Genomic DNA, 15,915 nt, shown 5'->3' with positions numbered 1-15,915 from the left:
TCACTTCAAGACGCTGAAGTATCAACCGGAATTTCCTAAGCGGTTTGAAACGATCGACGAGGCACACGCCTTCTGCCGCCGGTTCTTTACTTGGTACAACGAAGAGCATCATCACGCCGGTATCGGGTTAATGACCCCCGATCAGATCCACTTCGGACAGGCCAAGGCTATCTATGCTGCACGCCAGGAAACCCTCGATACTGCATTCCTCAACACGCCCGAGCGCTTCGTCCGCAAACCACCCAAACCGCCTCACATCCCAACGGCTGTCTGGATCAACCCACCAAAGCAAACGGAGTAAAACCAAGCTTAAAGTTCAATCGCCACTGTCTCAAAGTCGTTGACACGTTCCGAACTGTTGCCGGGTGCCTGCCTTGTGAGCTTCAGATCGCAGCTTTGGGCGCGCAAGATAAGCTTCTGTAGCCGTAAGCAACGTCGGCGCCCCGATCTGGATGTGCTTGCCCACCCCTCTTGCCATATCCAACGCGAAGCTGAGCGCGACCTGGCGCGCTGCCACGGCAGAAATGGTTGGATACCGTCCAATCAAAATCCGTTGTGTTTGCCCGCCGACATCCTTCTGGAAGTACCACGTTCAGGAGCGCTTTCCGACGAAAAGCACCAAGCCCTTGATCTCGCTGTCCCAGAACTTTTTTGTACCAGCCTCAGCTGCAGGAAGCTTCTTCACATAGGTATCGGTAAGCTTTGGCATTTTGTCGGTACTTTGTCGGTTACTGCATCATACTGGATACAACATCAGCATGCAGGATGCGATGTAGAAGTCAACAAAATGATAGAGTTAGCGACGGAATGCGACAGCGTGCTATCTAGAGCTTTTGCTTGGAAGGCTGAGGTCTTACCATTACACAACACCCGCGCTGGGGTCGGTATAAATGGCTGTGCGACACGCCCGCAACCCCCTAATCGGCGCAGTCCGGTCACGAAATTGCCCCGATCCGGTGACATGGGGTGTGGCAGATCCGATTGCCGCCCCATGCGAGGACCACCATGCGCCACCTGTTCCCCTGCCTCATCGCGCTGTGCCTGACCGCCGGTGCCGCGACCGCCCAGAGCTGCGGTCCGCAGAACGACAAGATCATCACCATCGAACCGCGAGGTCTGGTGCCGGACATCATGTATTTCTGCGATGGTCAGGGCGTCAGGCTGTTGAACAACGCAGGCCGGGCCGTGACGTTCATGTACAGGGACAGCGCAGGCGTGAACCGCACCTATTCAAGTCTTGCGAACGGCCAGTCCGTCGGCACCTTCACCTGGGCCACGACACTGTGGAACATCAGGACGAGCCAGGTGAACATCGAAGGCGGCGAGGTCCGCAAGGGCATGGCACCGAACAGCTACTGACGATTCCTCGGGCCGCCCGGCCACGGCGGGCCGCGCCGTCAGACCGGCGCGATCAGCGCCTCGCCCTGCGCCCTGTTGGAGTTGACGGCCGTCGAGACGGGTGTGAACCGCAGGGCGTCGTCGTCCACCGCTTGCATCAGGGGCGCGGCACCGTGCCCGGCCTCGCCCAGCCACAACGGCCAGTCGTCGGAGTCGAGGATGACCGGAAGGCGGTCGTGGATCGGCGCCATTGCCGCATTGGCCGCACAGGTCACGACGGCGCAGGTCGGCTGCGCATCACCACCGCGTCCCCAGTCCTGCCAGATGCCCGCCATCGCCATGGGGGCCGCGTCGCTGCGCGTCACATACCACGGCTGCGGCGTCTGCCCCGGCACCCGGTGCCATTCGTAAAACCCGCTCGCCACGATCAGGCAGCGCCGCGCGCGCACGGCGGCACGGAAGGCGGGCTTGTCGGCGACGGTTTCGGAGCGGGCGTTGATCAGCAGCGGCCCGGCGCCGGGCGCGTCGTACCAGTGCGGAATGAAGCCCCAGCGCATGCCCCGCAGATGGCGCGTCCCCGCATCGGATGTCACGACATGCACCTGCACCGTGGGGCACACGTTGTAGTTCGGCACCTCCGGCAGGGCGTTGGCGGGTGCCGCATCGAACACCTGCGCCATCGCCGCATGAGGCAGGGTGATCGCCATGCGTCCGCACATGGTCCCACCCTAGGCGCCGCACGGGCCGTTGGCCAGCCATGCGAAACGCAGAACGCCCCGGCCAGCGGGGCCGGGGCGTTCGCGTGTGGTCCGTGATGGTCCGGCCTCAGTTCACCGTGATGCGGCCGTCGACATAGGGCGTGTAGGCGCCGCCCTGTTCGGCGATGTATTCCGCCACCACGTCCGCCAGATCGGGGCCGAAGTCATAGGCCTCGGCTGCGGTCATGAACATGGCATAGCCGTCGCCGCCATTGCGGACGTAGTTGTTGGACACGGCACCATACGTCGCCGCCGGATCGACGGGCGCACCCGCCACCATCACGTCGCTGACGCGGGACCCCACCGGGGCCGCCGGATCAACGGCAAAGCTCATGCCCGCGACCTGCGGGAAGCGACCGCTGACCTCTTCCATCTGGCTCACGCCGTTTTCCAGTGCATCGAACAGCGCCTGCCCGGTGATCTGGAACGTGGACAGCGTGTTCTGGAACGGCAGCACGGTCAGCACCTCGCCCATCGTGACTTCGCCTGCTTCGATGGAGGCGCGGATGCCGCCGGAGTTCGCGATGGCGATCTGGATACCCTGATCGGCGACGCGCGCCAGCATGGCATCGGCCACGAGGTTGCCGCCCGAACATTCCATCACCCGGCAGACATCGCGGTTGCCGTCGATCAGGTCGGTGGCCTCGCCCACCACCTCGTTGCGGATTTCCTCCAGCGGGGCGGCCAGTTCGGTGACGCGGGCCAGCACGGCCTCGTCCTCTGCCACGCTGTTGTCGAGCAGCAGCGGCTGACCGGCAGTCGCCGTCACGACCCCGTCGTCGTCGAATGTGACGTCGAGGATGCCCAGATACTTGCCGTATGCGTAGGCCTGCACGATCGCGGTGTCGCCGACCATCGTGGGATAGGGTCCCTTCGCGCCTTCCATGTCGCCCAGCAGGCTGTGGTCGTGGCCACCCACGATCACGTCCACGCCGGTCACGGCGGCGGCCATCGCCTGATCCACGTCATAGCCGGAATGGGACAGCACGATGATCTTGTTGATGCCGTCGGCGGTCAGGGCGTCGACCTCGGCCTGCACGGCGTCGGCGGGCGGGGTGAAGATGATGTTGGGGCCGGGGCTGGCCAGTTCGGGGTTGGCCACCGGCGTCAGGCCGATCAGGCCGATCCGCTCGCCGCCCTTCTCGATCACAGTGGACTTGGCGATCTTGTCGGTCAGCAGCGCTTCGCCGCTGATGTCAGCGTTGGCCATGAGCACGGGGAAGTCCACCGCATCGGCAAAGGCCGCCAGCGTCTCGGGACCGTCGTCGAATTCGTGGTTGCCCACGGCCATCGCCTCGTAGCCCATCAGGTTCATGAACTCGGCGGTCATGCTGCCCTTGTACTGGGTATAGAACAACGTGCCTTGGAACGGGTCGCCCGCATCGACGAGGATCGTCGTCTCGTCCGCGGCGCGGGCCGCGGTGATCGCGGTCATCAGACGCGCGGCGCCGCCGAAGCATTCGCCCGCCGCCGCATCCTCTTTGCCGCAAGGGCCGTCGCTGCCGCTGATCGGCTCGAACCGGTCGTGGAAATCGTTGGTGTGCAGGATCGTCAGGTTGAACTCGGCCTGGGCCGCGCCCGCCATCAGCGCCAGCATGGCGCTGGTCCCCAGAATACGCGAAATCATAAGGATATCCCCCTGTTCTATGTGTGTCGGCAGCTTGGCCGCAGGTTTACGTCGTGTCAAACGCGCAGGCCCCCTGACCCGGCGTCAGGTTGCCCAGCGCCTAATGGACGGATGTAACGCCCATCTGACAGGCAGCAGGAGGGCCGTGCGGCGGGCCAGCCGCGGCTTGATCTTTGCGCGGGGCTGGGCCACACCAACCCCATGTTGATCTACAAAATCCTGCGCGGTCCCGAGTGGGCCGCCCTGACGGCGGACGGCTCGACCGCCGGTGCAGCCGTCGATCTGGCGGATGGCTTCATCCACTTTTCCACACCCGATCAGGCGCCGGAGACGGCGGCGCGGCACTTCGCGGATGCGGACGGGCTGTGGCTGATCGCGGTCGAGTCGGACAGCTTGGGCGACGCGCTGAAGTGGGAGCCGTCGCGCGGCGGTGAGCTGTTCCCGCACCTCTACCGCCCGCTGCGGATCACCGATGTGGCCTGGCAAAAGCCGCTGCCGCTGGTGGATGGCGCGCACGTCTTTCCGGGCCTGACCTGATGTACCGCCATCTCGAGGATCTCGGGCTGGCGCTGCTGCAGCAGGTGGACCCGGAGCGCGCGCATGGTCTGGCGCTGATGGCGCTGCGGGCGGGTCTGGGGCCGCGCGGCGGGCCGGTCACGTCGCAACGCCTGCGCACGCGGGTCGCGGGGCTCGATCTGCCCAACCCGGTGGGTCTGGCCGCGGGCTTCGACAAGAACGCCACCTCGCTGGCGCCCCTGTCGCGTTGCGGATTCGGGTTCATCGAGGTGGGGGCAGCCACCCCCCTGCCCCAGGACGGCAATCCCGGTCCGCGCCTGTTCCGCCTGACCGAGGACGGGGCCGCGATCAACCGCTTCGGCTTCAACAACGACGGCATGGCGGCGATCGCGGCGCGGCTGAAGGGTCATGCGGGGATCGTCGGCCTGAACCTGGGGGCGAACAAGACGTCGCAGGACCGGGCGGGCGATTTCGCCACCGTGCTGACGACCTGCGGCGCGCATGTGGATTTCGCCACCGTCAACGTGTCGTCGCCGAACACCGAACGCTTGCGCGACCTGCAGGGCAAGGCGGCGCTGGCCAGCCTGCTGGCGGGCGTGATGGCCGCGAATGCAGCATTGGCGAGACCCGTGCCCGTGTTTCTGAAGATCGCGCCGGATCTGTCGGGGCAGGAGATCGCCGACGTGGCCGAGGTCGCCAACACCAGCGGCATCCACGGCCTGATCGCCACCAACACCACGCTGGCGCGCGACGGGTTGCGCAGCGCGCACCGCGGTGAGCCGGGCGGCCTGTCGGGGCAGCCGCTGTTCGCCGCATCCACGAAGCTGCTGGCGCGGCTGGCGGGCATGACGTCGCTGCCGATCATCGGCGTGGGCGGCGTTGCGTCTGCGGAACAGGCCTATCACAAGATCCGCGCGGGCGCGTCGGCGGTGCAGCTGTATACCGGGCTGGTCTATGGCGGCATAAGACTGGCGGCGGACATCGCGCGGGGACTGGACGATCTGCTGGCCCGCGACGGGTTTGCCACGGTCGCCGACGCCGTGGGCACGGGCCGCGACGACTGGATCTGACGGGCTGCGCTGCGGGTTGGGTCGTCGCGGAAGCAATGACCTGCGGTCAGCCTCCGGCGGGAGTATTTTCACAAAAAGCGAGTAAGGGTGCGGGGTGCGATCTGCGGTGCAGGCTGCGCGGAGTGCATCGGCAAAGGCGTGAAAGGCCGTCCGCGAACGGTGGCATGGCGCGCGCCTGACCCGCGCGCCGTTCGGGCGCCGTGGGCAGACCGGCGGTGTGGGCAGAACGGCGGTGTGTCATCGCAGTGCCACGGCGGACCGCCCCGATCGGTCGCCCCGGATCCGGTGCCCGCCGTCGGTGCCGCGTGGATGGACGATCCCGTGCGGTCGCGCCGCACGGGACAGGGCCAATCAGAGACCCTTGGCGCGGTAGCTGTCGGCGACCTTGCGGATCGATACGAGGTAGGCGGCCGTGCGCAGATCCTGCACGCCCGCATGTTCGTGCCAGACCTTGCGCATCGCCTGATAGGCGGTCCGCATCGTGTCATCGAGGCCGGAGCGCACCAGTTCCAGCTCGTCCGAGCCGCGCAGGTACTTTTCCTTGAAGTCGGGGGTCATCGACCAGCGGTGTTCCAGCATGTCGTCGAGGCGTTCGAGTTCGTTCACCAGCATCTGGTGACGCGCCTCTTCGGCCCGGCGTTCCATGCGGCCGAAGCGGATGTGCGACAGGTTCTTGACCCATTCGAAGTAGCTGACCGTCACGCCGCCCGCATTGGCATACATGTCGGGGATGATGACCACGCCCTTGTCGCGCAGGATCTCGTCCGCGCCGGCGGTGGTGGGGCCGTTGGCTGCCTCGACGATCAGGGGCGCCTTGATCCGGGCGGCGTTGCCCCGGTGCAGGGTGCCTTCGAGGGCGGCGGGAATCAGGATGTCGCACTCATGTTCCAGCAGGGTCGCGCCATCGGCGGCATAGGTCGCCTCCGGATAGCCCTTCAGGCCGCCGTGGCTGACGATCCACTGCTTTACGTCCTCCACGTCCAGACCCGCCTCGCGGTAGACGGAGCCGTCGTGTTCGATGATGCCGGTCACCAGCGCGCCGTCCTCTTCGGACAGGAACTTGGCCGCGTGATAGCCCACGTTACCCAGACCCTGCACGATCACCCGCTTGCCCGCCAGCGTGCCGTCCAGCCGCGCCCGCGCCACATCCTCGGGGTGACGGAAGAATTCGCGCAGGGCGTACTGCACGCCCCGCCCTGTCGCCTCGGTCCGGCCGTTGATGCCGCCCGCGTTGATCGGCTTGCCGGTGACGCAGGCGGCCCCGTTGATGTCGGTGGTGTGCATGCGTTTGTACTGGTCGGCGATCCACGCCATCTCGCGCTCTCCGGTGCCCATGTCGGGGGCTGGCACGTTCTGGGCGGGGTGGATCAGGTCGCGCTTGATCAGCTCGTAGGCGAAGCGGCGGGTGATCTGTTCGAGCTCATGCTCCTCCCACGCGCGCGGATCGATGCAGAGCCCGCCCTTGGAGCCGCCAAAGGGGGCATCCACCAGCGCGCATTTGTAGGTCATCAAGGCTGCCAGCGCCTCGACCTCGTCCTGGTGGACGCTGAGGGCATAGCGGATGCCGCCCTTGACCGGTTCCATGTGTTCCGAATGGACGGCACGGTAGCCGGTGAAGGTGTGGATGCCGCCGCGCAGGCGCACGCCGAAGCGCACGACGTAGGTCGCGTTGCAGACGCGGATCTTCTCCTCCAGCCCCGGCGACAGGTCCATCAGCTTGACCGCGCGGTTGAACATGATGTCCACGCTTTCGCGAAAGCCGGGTTCGGGGAGCATCGTGTCGGTCTGCGAGGAATCTGACGGGGTCATGTGGTGTCCTTTGCTGCGCTGTGCCGTGACCTGCACCGGGTCACGGCCTGTGGCCTGCGACAGTGGTAGCCCGATTCGGTGGCATGCCCAAGACATCCGCTGCGGATGAACGGGCGATGAAGTTCGTCCCACGATCCGGGGTGACGGCGATGGGCACGGTCACCCCGATACCGCTGCTTGGGACATCATAGGGCCGCAAGCGGTGCAGATGCCCCGGCAATGCCCAAATTCCGCCACGACCGCATGGTCTGAGACGGGCTGGCGCATCCGGTCACGGCCAATGCGTCCGTGACGGCCGTGGGCCGCAGCCCCACGTATCCCGTGCCCCGGTGGGCCGAACCGAATGGATGGACGACGATGCCGCTGAACCGCCTGTTGTGCCGCATGACCCGTTCCCGGCAGATCCGCCGGCTAGCTGACCGATGGCGGGCGGAGGACGGCGGGCTTTACATCATGTTCCTGCCGATGCTGGCGATCATGGCGATCTGGGGCGGTATCGGCGTCGACATGATGCGGTTCGAATCGCGCCGCGCCATGCTGCAGGGCGTCACGGACCGTGCGGCACTGGCCGCAGCCAACCTCGGGCAGAGCCAAACGCCCAGCGCCGTCGTCACCGACTATTTCCTGAAGGCGGGGATGGCCCCGCAACTGAAATCCACCGTCGTGAACCAGAGCTTCCAGCGCCGGGACGTGACGGTGAACAGCACCTACGACATGGACACGATGTTCATGCGCTACCTCGGGCCGCAGTTCAACACGCTGGCTGCCCCCGCCGTGTCCAGCGCGGTGCAGGGCGTCGGCGCGGTCGAGGTGTCGCTGGTCCTCGACCTGTCGGGGTCGATGCACAACACCATCAGCGGAACGAGCACGCGACGGATCGCGCAGTTGCGCACGGCGGCCGAAAATTTCGTGAACGCCCTTCTGAAACCCGAATATGCGGACCGTGTGTCGATCTCTCTTGTGCCCTATTCGGAACACGTCAACGTCGGGCCGGAAATCTTCAACCTGCTGAACACCAACCGGGTGCACAACCTCTCGCATTGCGTCGAATTGCCAGCCGTCGCGTTCACGCGCGTCAGTTTCGATCTGGCGACGCAATATGCACAGACCCAGAACTTCCAGTCGAACGCATTCGGCTACGGGGATGCACGCGTCACGTCCAACCCCGACCTAGACCAGCCGGTCTGTCCACGCTTCTCCTATGAACGCATCATTCCCATCAGCCAGGACAAGTCGGCGCTGGTTGCGGCCATCCGGCAGTTCCAGCCCCGCGCCGGCACGTCGATCTTCATGGGGTTGAAATGGGGGGCGACGCTGCTCGACCCTTCGTTCCGTCCAGTCATCGCAGCACTGCCCACGGGCCGCATCTCGCCCGCTTTCGCCCAGCGTCCCGAACCCTACGAGGCGGACCGCAGCAAGGGTCAGACCATCGCGGCGCTGAAATACATCGTGCTGATGACCGACGGGTTCAACGACCAGTCGTTCCGTCTGCGACCCGCTGCCTATGACGACCCGAGCGAGCGGTTCTACTGGGCGCACCACAACCTGGCGTGGGCCACATCCTCGACGACGGGCGCGCCGCGCTTCGCGCTCCTCGACTACCGCGAGTCCAGCCCCTTCTACACGGCGCAAATCGGCGACGGTTACATGAACAGCATGTGCACCGCCGCCAAGAATGCGGGGATCATCATTTATGCGATCTCGATGACCGGCGACAACACCGACCCGGAATTCACGCAGGGGCGCAACGTGATGGCGGCCTGTGCCAGTTCGTCCAACCACTTCTTCCTGACGTCCGGTGCCGAGCTGAACGCGATCTTCGAGAAGATCGCTGAACAGATCACCGACCTGCGGTTGACCCAATGAGCGCGCGGCAGACCAAGGGGCGCCGCCGGTTCCGCCGGTTCCGCCGGTTCCGCCGCAGCGAGGACGGGACTGCAACGATCGAGTTCGTGATCCTGTTTCCGCTGATCTGGATGGCCTTCGGCATGGCGATGGAGGCGGGGATGTATACCGTCCAGAACACCATGCTGGAACGCGGACTGGACCTGACGGTGCGCGAGGTGCGCCTTGGCATCGTCAAGGAACCGAACCACGCGCTGCTGGTGACGCGGATCTGCGCCAATGCACGGCTTTTGCCGAACTGCGCCGACAGCCTGCGGATGGAGATGATCCGCGCCAATCCGCGCGCCTGGACGGCGCCCAGCGGGACCGTGCGCTGCATCGACCGCGCCGAGGCGAAGCCGCCCGCCATCACGATCACCAATGGCGGCAACAACGAGCTGATGGTGCTGCGCGCCTGCATCCTGATCAAGCCGCTGATGCCGTTCGCGGAACTGGGCCGCGCGCTGGTCGACGACAACCCGGCCGGTGAATACGCGCTGACCGCCACCTCGTCCTATGTCATGGAACCCTTTGCGCCGAAGATCACGCGATGATGAACGTTCACCCGACACGCGCCTTTTCGCGCCTCCGCACCCGCGCGCTGCGCTGGTGGCGCGATGAGGATGGCGTGCTGACCATCGAATTCCTGTTCTTCTTTCCGGTCATGATCTGGATCTGGATCGCCAGCATCGCCTACTTCGATGCCTATCGCACGGAATCGAACACGCAGAAGGCGGCGATGACCGTGGCCGACATGATCAGCCGCGAACAGGACAACGTCAGCGACACCTATCTGAACGGCGCCTACGGTCTGCTGCAGTTCCTGACGCCGCACGACCCTGCGCCGCTGATGCGAATCAGCGTCCTGCGCTATCGCACCAAGGCCGCCACGGGCACTTCGACCGACCGGTACGACGTGGTCTGGTCGCGGGTCCGGGGCAGCAGCGCCGCACAACCGCTGAGCCCGATGACGAATGCCGAGTCCAAAACGCTGATGAACAAGCTACCCCTGATGGGCAACGAGGACCGCCTGATCCTGGTGGAGACGACGACCGACTTCACCTCCGGGTTCAACATTGGGCTGCGGACGCTGTTCGCGGGACAGAGCGCGACCGCTGCCGACTATGCATCGGTCGAGATCAAGGATGCGGTCCTGAAATCCTTCATCTTCAGCGCGCCACGGCTGGGGCAGACCTGCTTCAACAACACGCCCACCAATGTCAGCGCCCGCGTCTGCTGACCGGGTTCAGGCCCCCAGACCGCCGATCGCCAGCGACACGTCCTGCGGCGCTGCTGTGGCGGCAGGCTGGCCCGCACCCACGGTCTGGCGCACCAGCGCCAGATAGGTGTCGGACACGTCCGCCTCTGACAAACGGCCGTCCGGGCGGTACCAGTTGGTGATGCCGGTCAGCAGCGCGATCAGCGCCATGGTGGCGATGCGCGGATCGGGCAGCGTGAATGCGCCCGTGGTGACGCCGTCGCGCAGGATCGCCTCCAGCCGGTCCTCGTAGGCGCGGCGCAGGGCGGCGATCCGGGCAAAGTTCGCAGGCGTCAGATTGCGCAACTCCATATAGCTCAGAAAGACAGCATCACGTCGGCGCAGGTGGAAGCGGATGTGAAAGCGCGTGAACCCGTCCAGCCGCGTCAGCGGATCGCCCGCGATCCCCGCCTGATCCAGCGCCAGCGCCAATGTCGCCATGTGGTCGCGCAGCAGATCGAACAGCAGCGCCTGCTTGTCCGGCGTGTAGTTGTAGAGCGCGCCCGCCTGCACCCCCACCTCGGCCGCGATCTGGCGCATCGACACGGCGGCAAAACCGTGCTGCGCGAACAGGCGCAGCGCCGCCTCTTGCACCTTGGGGCCGGTGATCCCGGCGTGAGAGCCCTGTTTGCGCGCCATGACGCCTGATTAAATGAACGGCCGTTCATTTGAAAAGCGGTTTCACAGGGCGGCGGGCCAGCCTATGCTGGGGCGTGTCGCAAAGGGTGCACCCATGAACCTCTCCGATCGGTGCCGACCCGGTTGCCTGCCACCCCGCAGTCGTGTCGTTGTCTGCGCGGTGGCACTGATCCTGTCGGGGTGTGCCGAGGTGCCGGATCTGGACGGGCGGATTTCGGCGGCTGCCGCGGCGGCGCCCTATCCGACGCTGCAACCGCTGGCCCCGATGCTGGTTCAGGCCGCCGCACCGGCGCGCGTGACGCCCGCGACGACGGCGGCGGTGGACGGGGATGCCGCCGCCCTGCGCGCCCGGGCCGCGGCCCTGCGCGGGCCTGTCGTCGATGCGGACACCCGTGCGCGGATGGCTGGCGGCGTGGACACGACGGCGACGGTGGACGCGGGCGCGGACCCGACGGAAGATCGGAGCGGGGACGAGACGCCGGATGCGGCAGCCGACACGCCCCTGGGCGCGGCACAGCCTGCGTTGCGGTAGCGCGCGGTTTTCGCTAACACCCCGCGCAGGACACGACCGCCCAGCACCAGCCCCCAGCACCAGACCCGGAGCATCGCCCATGACTGACCCCCTTCGCCTTGGTATCGCCGGTCTGGGCACGGTGGGCATGGGCGTCGTCGGCATCGTGCAGCGGCAGGCCGACCTGCTGGCCGCCCGTGCGGGCCGCCCCATCGTCATCACAGCCGTCAGCGCCCGGTCGCAGCGGGACCGCGGCCTCGATCTGTCGTCCTACGCGTGGGAGGATGATCCCGTGGCATTGGCGAACAGGCCCGACGTGGACGTGGTGATCGAGGTGATGGGTGGCCACGACGGCCCCGCGAAAGCGCTGTCCGAGGCCGCACTGGCGGCGGGCAAGGATCTGGTCAGCGCCAACAAGGCGTTGCTGGCGATCCACGGACAGGCGCTGGCCGAAGCGGCCGAGGCACAGGGCCGCGTGATCCGGTTCGAGGCGGCGGTGGCCGGCGGGATCCCGGTGGTGAAATCGCTGATGGAGGGGCTGGCCGGCAACGGCATCACCCGCGTGCTGGGCGTGATGAACGGCAGCTGCAACTATATCCTGACGCGGATGGAAGATGCCGGCCTGAGCTATGCCGAAGTCTTTGCCGAGGCTGACGCGCTGGGCTACCTCGAGGCGGACCCGGAGCTGGACGTGGGCGGCATCGATGCGGGCCACAAGCTCGCGCTGCTGGCCGCCGTGGCCTTCGGCACACAGGTGGATTTCGCGGGCGTCGTGCTGGAAGGCATCGGGTCCGTCACGATCGAGGATATCCGGCAGGCCGCCGACATGGGCTACCGGATCAAGCTGCTCGGCGTGGCGCAGATGACGGGTCGCGGGCTGGAACAGCGGATGCAGCCCTGCCTCGTGCCCGCCGGATCGCCGCTGGCGCAACTGCCGGGCGGGACGAACATGGTCGTGCTGGAAGGCGATGCGGTGGGTCAGATCGTGCTGCGCGGCCCAGGTGCCGGGGCCGGTCCCACCGCCAGCGCCGTGATGGCCGACGTGATGGATCTGGCGCGCGGCACCCGCTATCCGACCTTCGGCCAGCCTGCCGCCAGCCTGCGCCGCGCGCGGGCCGCGACGGCGGCGATCCCCGCACCCTATTATCTGCGGCTGCAACTGCTGGACAAACCCGGCGCGCTGGCCAAGGTCGCGACCGCGTTGGGCGACGCGGGCGTCAGCATCGACCGGATGCGGCAATACGACCACGTCGACGCCGCGGCCCCGGTGCTAATCGTCACCCACAGGACGACGCGCACGGCGCTGGACGACGCGCTGTCGCGCTTTGCCACGACGGGCGTCGTGGTGGGCAGCCCCGTGGCGCTGCGGATCGAGGCGGTCTGACCGGGCCGCACCGCCCGTTAGCGTTCACACGCTTGTCAGGCCGTGGTCCCAGCGGCTAGGGCCGTGACACACCCAGCACAGGAACCGCGACCATGACGGATACGCCCGACTTCAACGACCGCTCCCTCTCGCTGGGCCTTGCCCGCGTGTCGGAGGCGGCGGCCATCGCCTGCGCGCCCCTGATCGGGCGCGGCGACGAGAAGGCCGCCGATCAGGCCGCCGTGGACGCGATGCGCCGACAGCTCAACACCCTCGACATCGCGGGGGTCGTGGTGATCGGCGAAGGCGAGCGGGACGAGGCGCCCATGCTGTTCATCGGCGAGGAGGTCGGGACCGGCAACGGGCCGGGCGTGGACATCGCCCTCGACCCGCTGGAAGGCACGACGCTGACCGCCAAAGACATGCCCAACGCGCTGGCCGTCATCGCCATGGGCCCGCGCGGGTCGATGCTGCACGCCCCCGACGTCTATATGGACAAGCTGGCGGTGGGGCCGGGGTTCAAGCCCGGCGTGGTCACGCTGGACATGTCGCCCGCCGCTCGCGTCGCGGCGCTGGCGAAGGCCAAGGGATGTGCGCGCAGCGACATCACCGTCTGCGTGTTGGAACGCCCACGCCACGAGGAGATGATCGCCGAGTTGCGCGCCACCGGGGCCGCGATCCGGCTGATCACCGACGGCGACGTGGCAGGCGTCATGCACTGCGCCGAAGCGGCGCGCACGGGCATCGACATGTACATGGGGTCCGGCGGCGCGCCGGAGGGTGTGCTGGCGGCAGCGGCGTTGAAATGCATGGGGGGCCAGATCTTTGGCCGCCTGATGTTTCGCAACGACGACGAACGCAGCCGCGCCGCAAAGGCGGGGATCGTGGACCTCGACCGGATCTATGACCGGGACGCGATGGTGACCGGCGACGTGATCTTTGCAGCCACCGGCGTCACCGACGGATCGCTGCTGCCGGGCATCCGGCGCGAACCGGGGTTCGTCACGGCAGAGACGGTGCTGATGCGGTCCAAGACCGGATCGGTGCGCCACATGCGCTATCGCAACCCGGTGGCCTGACGGCGGCGATTGCGCCTTTGGCGGATGTCGGCGATCGGGCCTGCGGCCCGGCGCTCCGCGCGGGGATATTTAAGACCAGAAGAAGCCCGAAGGGGACAGGACCGCCATGATTGAAAGACCTGCCTTCCTTGGGCCTGCGCTCCTCGGGCCCGCCTTCCTCGGGGTGGACGCCTCCTTGTCGGGGCGGCGCTGGACGGGGCCGAGCGCCCATGACGACCGGCAAGCCGAGGCGCTGGCGCAGGCGACGGGCCTGCCCCCTGCCCTGTGCCGCGTGCTGGCTGCGCGCGACGTCGCGGCCGACGGGGCGGCGGCCTATCTTGCACCTACCCTGCGCGACCTGCTGCCGGACCCGCGGTCCCTGCGCGACATGGAGGCGGCGGCGGCGCGGGTGCTGGCGGCGGTGCGGGGGCGGCAGCGGATCGCAGTCTTTGCCGATTACGACGTGGACGGCGGCGCGTCGGCGGCCCTCCTGCTGGTCTGGCTGCGCGATCTGGGCGTGCGGGCGACGCTCTATGTGCCGGACCGCATCGACGAAGGCTATGGCCCCAACGACGCGGCCATGGCGATGCTGGCGGCGGCCCACGACCTGATCGTCTGCGTCGATTGCGGCACCCTGTCCCATGGCCCCATCGCGGCGGCCACGGGGGCCGACGTGGTCGTGCTGGACCACCATCTGGGGGCCGAGACGCTGCCACCCGCCCTCGCCATCGTGAACCCGAACCGGCAGGACGAGGATGGCACGCTGGGCCACCTGTGCGCCGCTGGCGTCGTGTTCCTGATGCTGGTCGAGGCGAACCGCCAGATGAAGGCGGCCGGTGAGGCTGGCCCGGATCTGATGGGGCTGCTGGATCTGGTGGCATTGGCGACGGTCGCCGACGTGGCCCCGCTGGTGGGCGTCAACCGCGCCTTCGTGCGGCAGGGGCTGGTCGTGATGGGGCGGCGGCAGCGGCCCGGTCTGGTGGCGCTGGCCGACGTGGCGGGGTTGGATCAGGCGCCGACGGCGCATCACCTTGGCTTCATGCTGGGGCCGCGCGTCAATGCGGGGGGCCGCATCGGGGCCGCCGATCTGGGCGCGCGTCTGTTGGCGACCGACGATGCGCACGAGGCGGCGGCGCTGGCTGCGCGCCTCGACCAGTTGAACACCGAACGACGCGAGATCGAGGGTGTGGTGCGCGATGCCGCCATGGCGCAGGCCGAGGCGCGCGGCCTCGACGGCCCGCTGGTCTGGGCCGCTGGTGCGGGCTGGCATCCGGGCGTCGTGGGCATCGTCGCCGCCCGGCTGAAGGAGGCGACCAACCGCCCCGCCATCGTCATCGGCCTCGACAACGGCATCGGAAAGGGGTCCGGACGGTCGGTCGGCGGCATCGACCTTGGCGCAGTGATCCAGCGGGTCGCCGGAGAAGCGCTGCTGGAGAAGGGCGGCGGTCACAAGATGGCCGCTGGCCTGACCGTGAGGGAGGATCTGATTTCCGCCGCAATGGACCGCATCGCCGCCTTGCTGGACCGGCAGGGCGCCGGGGCGCTGGGGCCGCGCGACCTGCGCCTCGATGGTGTGCTGATGCCGGGGGCCGCGACGGTCGATCTGATCGGCCAGATCGATGCGGCGGGTCCCTTCGGCGCGGGCAGCCCTGCCCCGCGCTTTGCCTTTCCCGATTGCCGCATCCTGTTCGCCAAGGTGGTGGGCACCGGGCACCTGAAGGTGACGTTCGGCGACGGTCTAGGGGCCCGGATCGACGCCATCGCCTTCGGCGCGATGGACGGCCCGCTGGGGCCTGCGCTGATGGCGCATGGCGACGCCCGGTTCCATCTCGCGGGCAAGCTGGAGGTCAACGTCTGGCAAGGTCGCCAGAGCCCGCAACTGCGCCTGGAGGATGCGGCGCGGGCCTGATCGGGGGTGGAGGGGGCCGATGCGATTTTTTCGACGAAACCGACGAAAAGCTGCTTGCACCCTCCGCACCCGCTGATTAGAAGCGCGACACAAGCTGTGGCCCGTTCGTCTATCGGTTAGGACACCAGGTTTTCAACCTGGGAAGAGGGGTTCGACTCCCCTACGGGCTGCCACT

15 protein-coding genes, 1 tRNA gene and 1 pseudogene are annotated in these 15,915 nt (G+C 67.4%); 12 read left to right on the top strand and 5 right to left on the bottom strand.

Annotation, left to right across the window (positions count from 1 at the left end):
• On the top strand, window positions 1-301 hold a 301-nt coding region (locus BMX16_RS13865), incomplete at its 5' end, for an integrase core domain-containing protein (RefSeq protein ID WP_143058040.1).
• A 54-nt stretch (window positions 302-355) separates the two neighbouring features.
• On the opposite strand, the pseudogene BMX16_RS13860 reads toward BMX16_RS13865, so the two are convergent.
• A pseudogene (locus tag BMX16_RS13860) lies at window positions 356-709 on the bottom strand (Arm DNA-binding domain-containing protein); the annotation flags it as partial.
• A 296-nt stretch (window positions 710-1,005) separates the two neighbouring features.
• Here BMX16_RS13860 and BMX16_RS13855 point away from each other — a divergent pair.
• Window positions 1,006-1,359 carry a hypothetical protein gene (locus BMX16_RS13855; protein WP_089904805.1) on the top strand — a complete coding sequence of 118 codons (354 nt, stop codon included), beginning with the start codon at window positions 1,006-1,008 and terminating at the stop codon, window positions 1,357-1,359.
• Window positions 1,360-1,397: 38 nt separating this feature from the next.
• Here the strand turns inward: BMX16_RS13855 and BMX16_RS13850 are convergent, their stop codons facing one another.
• Together BMX16_RS13850 and BMX16_RS13845 are read right to left on the bottom strand one after the other, a co-directional pair.
• Complete coding sequence (locus tag BMX16_RS13850; protein WP_089904802.1) at window positions 1,398-2,057, bottom strand: SOS response-associated peptidase; 660 nt, start codon at window positions 2,055-2,057, stop codon at window positions 1,398-1,400.
• A gap of 106 nt (window positions 2,058-2,163) precedes the next feature.
• A complete protein-coding gene (locus tag BMX16_RS13845) occupies window positions 2,164-3,723 on the bottom strand; it encodes a bifunctional metallophosphatase/5'-nucleotidase (protein WP_089904799.1) in 1,560 nt (519 codons plus the stop codon).
• 201 nt (window positions 3,724-3,924) lie between these two features.
• Here BMX16_RS13845 and BMX16_RS13840 point away from each other — a divergent pair, with 201 nt between their 5' ends.
• Together BMX16_RS13840 and BMX16_RS13835 are read left to right on the top strand one after the other, a co-directional pair.
• Window positions 3,925-4,260 (top strand): DUF952 domain-containing protein, encoded by a 336-nt coding sequence (locus BMX16_RS13840; protein WP_089904796.1) that lies wholly within the window; start codon window positions 3,925-3,927, stop codon window positions 4,258-4,260.
• Entirely contained in the window at window positions 4,260-5,309 is a 1,050-nt protein-coding gene (locus BMX16_RS13835) for a quinone-dependent dihydroorotate dehydrogenase (protein WP_089904793.1), read from the top strand. The genes BMX16_RS13840 and BMX16_RS13835 overlap by 1 nt, the downstream gene beginning before the upstream one ends.
• A gap of 351 nt (window positions 5,310-5,660) precedes the next feature.
• Here the strand turns inward: BMX16_RS13835 and BMX16_RS13830 are convergent, their stop codons facing one another.
• The gene (locus tag BMX16_RS13830; protein WP_245731576.1) at window positions 5,661-7,118 is read right to left on the bottom strand and encodes a Glu/Leu/Phe/Val family dehydrogenase; all 1,458 of its coding nucleotides are present in this window, start codon (window positions 7,116-7,118) and stop codon (window positions 5,661-5,663) included.
• A 357-nt stretch (window positions 7,119-7,475) separates the two neighbouring features.
• On the opposite strand from BMX16_RS13830, the gene BMX16_RS13825 reads away from it, so the two are divergent.
• The 3 genes from BMX16_RS13825 to BMX16_RS13815 are packed head-to-tail and all read left to right on the top strand — an operon-like array spanning window position 7,476 to window position 10,242.
• Complete coding sequence (locus BMX16_RS13825) at window positions 7,476-8,984, top strand: TadE/TadG family type IV pilus assembly protein (protein WP_089904790.1); 1,509 nt, start codon at window positions 7,476-7,478, stop codon at window positions 8,982-8,984.
• Window positions 8,981-9,556: a TadE/TadG family type IV pilus assembly protein gene (locus BMX16_RS13820; protein WP_089904788.1), complete on the top strand. Its 576-nt coding sequence runs from the start codon at window positions 8,981-8,983 to the stop codon at window positions 9,554-9,556. Before BMX16_RS13825 ends, BMX16_RS13820 begins: the two co-directional genes overlap by 4 nt.
• On the top strand, window positions 9,553-10,242 hold the full coding sequence (locus BMX16_RS13815; protein ID WP_089904785.1) for a TadE/TadG family type IV pilus assembly protein: 690 nt from the start codon (window positions 9,553-9,555) through the stop codon (window positions 10,240-10,242). The genes BMX16_RS13820 and BMX16_RS13815 overlap by 4 nt, the downstream gene beginning before the upstream one ends.
• Window positions 10,243-10,248: 6 nt before the next feature.
• Here BMX16_RS13815 and BMX16_RS13810 read toward each other — a convergent pair whose 3' ends face one another.
• Entirely contained in the window at window positions 10,249-10,899 is a 651-nt protein-coding gene (locus BMX16_RS13810) for a TetR/AcrR family transcriptional regulator (protein ID WP_089904782.1), read from the bottom strand.
• A gap of 94 nt (window positions 10,900-10,993) precedes the next feature.
• Here BMX16_RS13810 and BMX16_RS13805 point away from each other — a divergent pair, with 94 nt between their 5' ends.
• From BMX16_RS13805 to BMX16_RS13785, 5 genes are all read left to right on the top strand, one after another.
• Window positions 10,994-11,431: a hypothetical protein gene (locus tag BMX16_RS13805; RefSeq protein ID WP_089904779.1), complete on the top strand. Its 438-nt coding sequence runs from the start codon at window positions 10,994-10,996 to the stop codon at window positions 11,429-11,431.
• Window positions 11,432-11,510: 79 nt separating this feature from the next.
• Window positions 11,511-12,794, top strand: coding sequence for a homoserine dehydrogenase (locus tag BMX16_RS13800; protein WP_089904776.1), 1,284 nt, complete (start codon window positions 11,511-11,513; stop codon window positions 12,792-12,794).
• A 92-nt stretch (window positions 12,795-12,886) separates the two neighbouring features.
• Entirely contained in the window at window positions 12,887-13,852 is a 966-nt protein-coding gene (glpX, locus tag BMX16_RS13795) for a class II fructose-bisphosphatase (protein ID WP_089904773.1), read from the top strand.
• A 106-nt stretch (window positions 13,853-13,958) separates the two neighbouring features.
• Window positions 13,959-15,740 carry a single-stranded-DNA-specific exonuclease RecJ gene (gene recJ / locus BMX16_RS13790; protein WP_089904770.1) on the top strand — a complete coding sequence of 594 codons (1,782 nt, stop codon included), beginning with the start codon at window positions 13,959-13,961 and terminating at the stop codon, window positions 15,738-15,740.
• 98 nt (window positions 15,741-15,838) lie between these two features.
• A tRNA-Glu gene (locus BMX16_RS13785) sits at window positions 15,839-15,913 on the top strand.
• The last annotated feature ends 2 nt before the right edge of the window (window positions 15,914-15,915 follow it).

It is taken from the genome of Loktanella fryxellensis (genome assembly GCF_900110065.1).
GTDB lineage: Bacteria > Pseudomonadota > Alphaproteobacteria > Rhodobacterales > Rhodobacteraceae > Loktanella > Loktanella fryxellensis.
The sequence above is the reverse complement of the archived record's forward strand: the minus strand, read 5'-3'. Positions and strand labels throughout refer to the sequence as shown.

Bases quoted from the DNA above. Each gene is read 5' to 3' on its own strand.
- BMX16_RS13855 (WP_089904805.1), top strand. From the start codon at position 1,006: ATGCGCCACCTGTTCCCCTGCCTCATCGCGCTGTGCCTGACCGCCGGT.
- BMX16_RS13850 (WP_089904802.1), bottom strand. From the start codon at position 2,057: ATGTGCGGACGCATGGCGATCACCCTGCCTCATGCGGCGATGGCGCAG.
- BMX16_RS13845 (WP_089904799.1), bottom strand. From the start codon at position 3,723: ATGATTTCGCGTATTCTGGGGACCAGCGCCATGCTGGCGCTGATGGCG.
- BMX16_RS13840 (WP_089904796.1), top strand. From the start codon at position 3,925: ATGTTGATCTACAAAATCCTGCGCGGTCCCGAGTGGGCCGCCCTGACG.
- BMX16_RS13835 (WP_089904793.1), top strand. From the start codon at position 4,260: ATGTACCGCCATCTCGAGGATCTCGGGCTGGCGCTGCTGCAGCAGGTG.
- BMX16_RS13830 (WP_245731576.1), bottom strand. From the start codon at position 7,118: ATGACCCCGTCAGATTCCTCGCAGACCGACACGATGCTCCCCGAACCC.
- BMX16_RS13825 (WP_089904790.1), top strand. From the start codon at position 7,476: ATGCCGCTGAACCGCCTGTTGTGCCGCATGACCCGTTCCCGGCAGATC.
- BMX16_RS13820 (WP_089904788.1), top strand. From the start codon at position 8,981: ATGAGCGCGCGGCAGACCAAGGGGCGCCGCCGGTTCCGCCGGTTCCGC.
- BMX16_RS13815 (WP_089904785.1), top strand. From the start codon at position 9,553: ATGATGAACGTTCACCCGACACGCGCCTTTTCGCGCCTCCGCACCCGC.
- BMX16_RS13810 (WP_089904782.1), bottom strand. From the start codon at position 10,899: ATGGCGCGCAAACAGGGCTCTCACGCCGGGATCACCGGCCCCAAGGTG.
- BMX16_RS13805 (WP_089904779.1), top strand. From the start codon at position 10,994: ATGAACCTCTCCGATCGGTGCCGACCCGGTTGCCTGCCACCCCGCAGT.
- BMX16_RS13800 (WP_089904776.1), top strand. From the start codon at position 11,511: ATGACTGACCCCCTTCGCCTTGGTATCGCCGGTCTGGGCACGGTGGGC.
- glpX (WP_089904773.1), top strand. From the start codon at position 12,887: ATGACGGATACGCCCGACTTCAACGACCGCTCCCTCTCGCTGGGCCTT.
- recJ (WP_089904770.1), top strand. From the start codon at position 13,959: ATGATTGAAAGACCTGCCTTCCTTGGGCCTGCGCTCCTCGGGCCCGCC.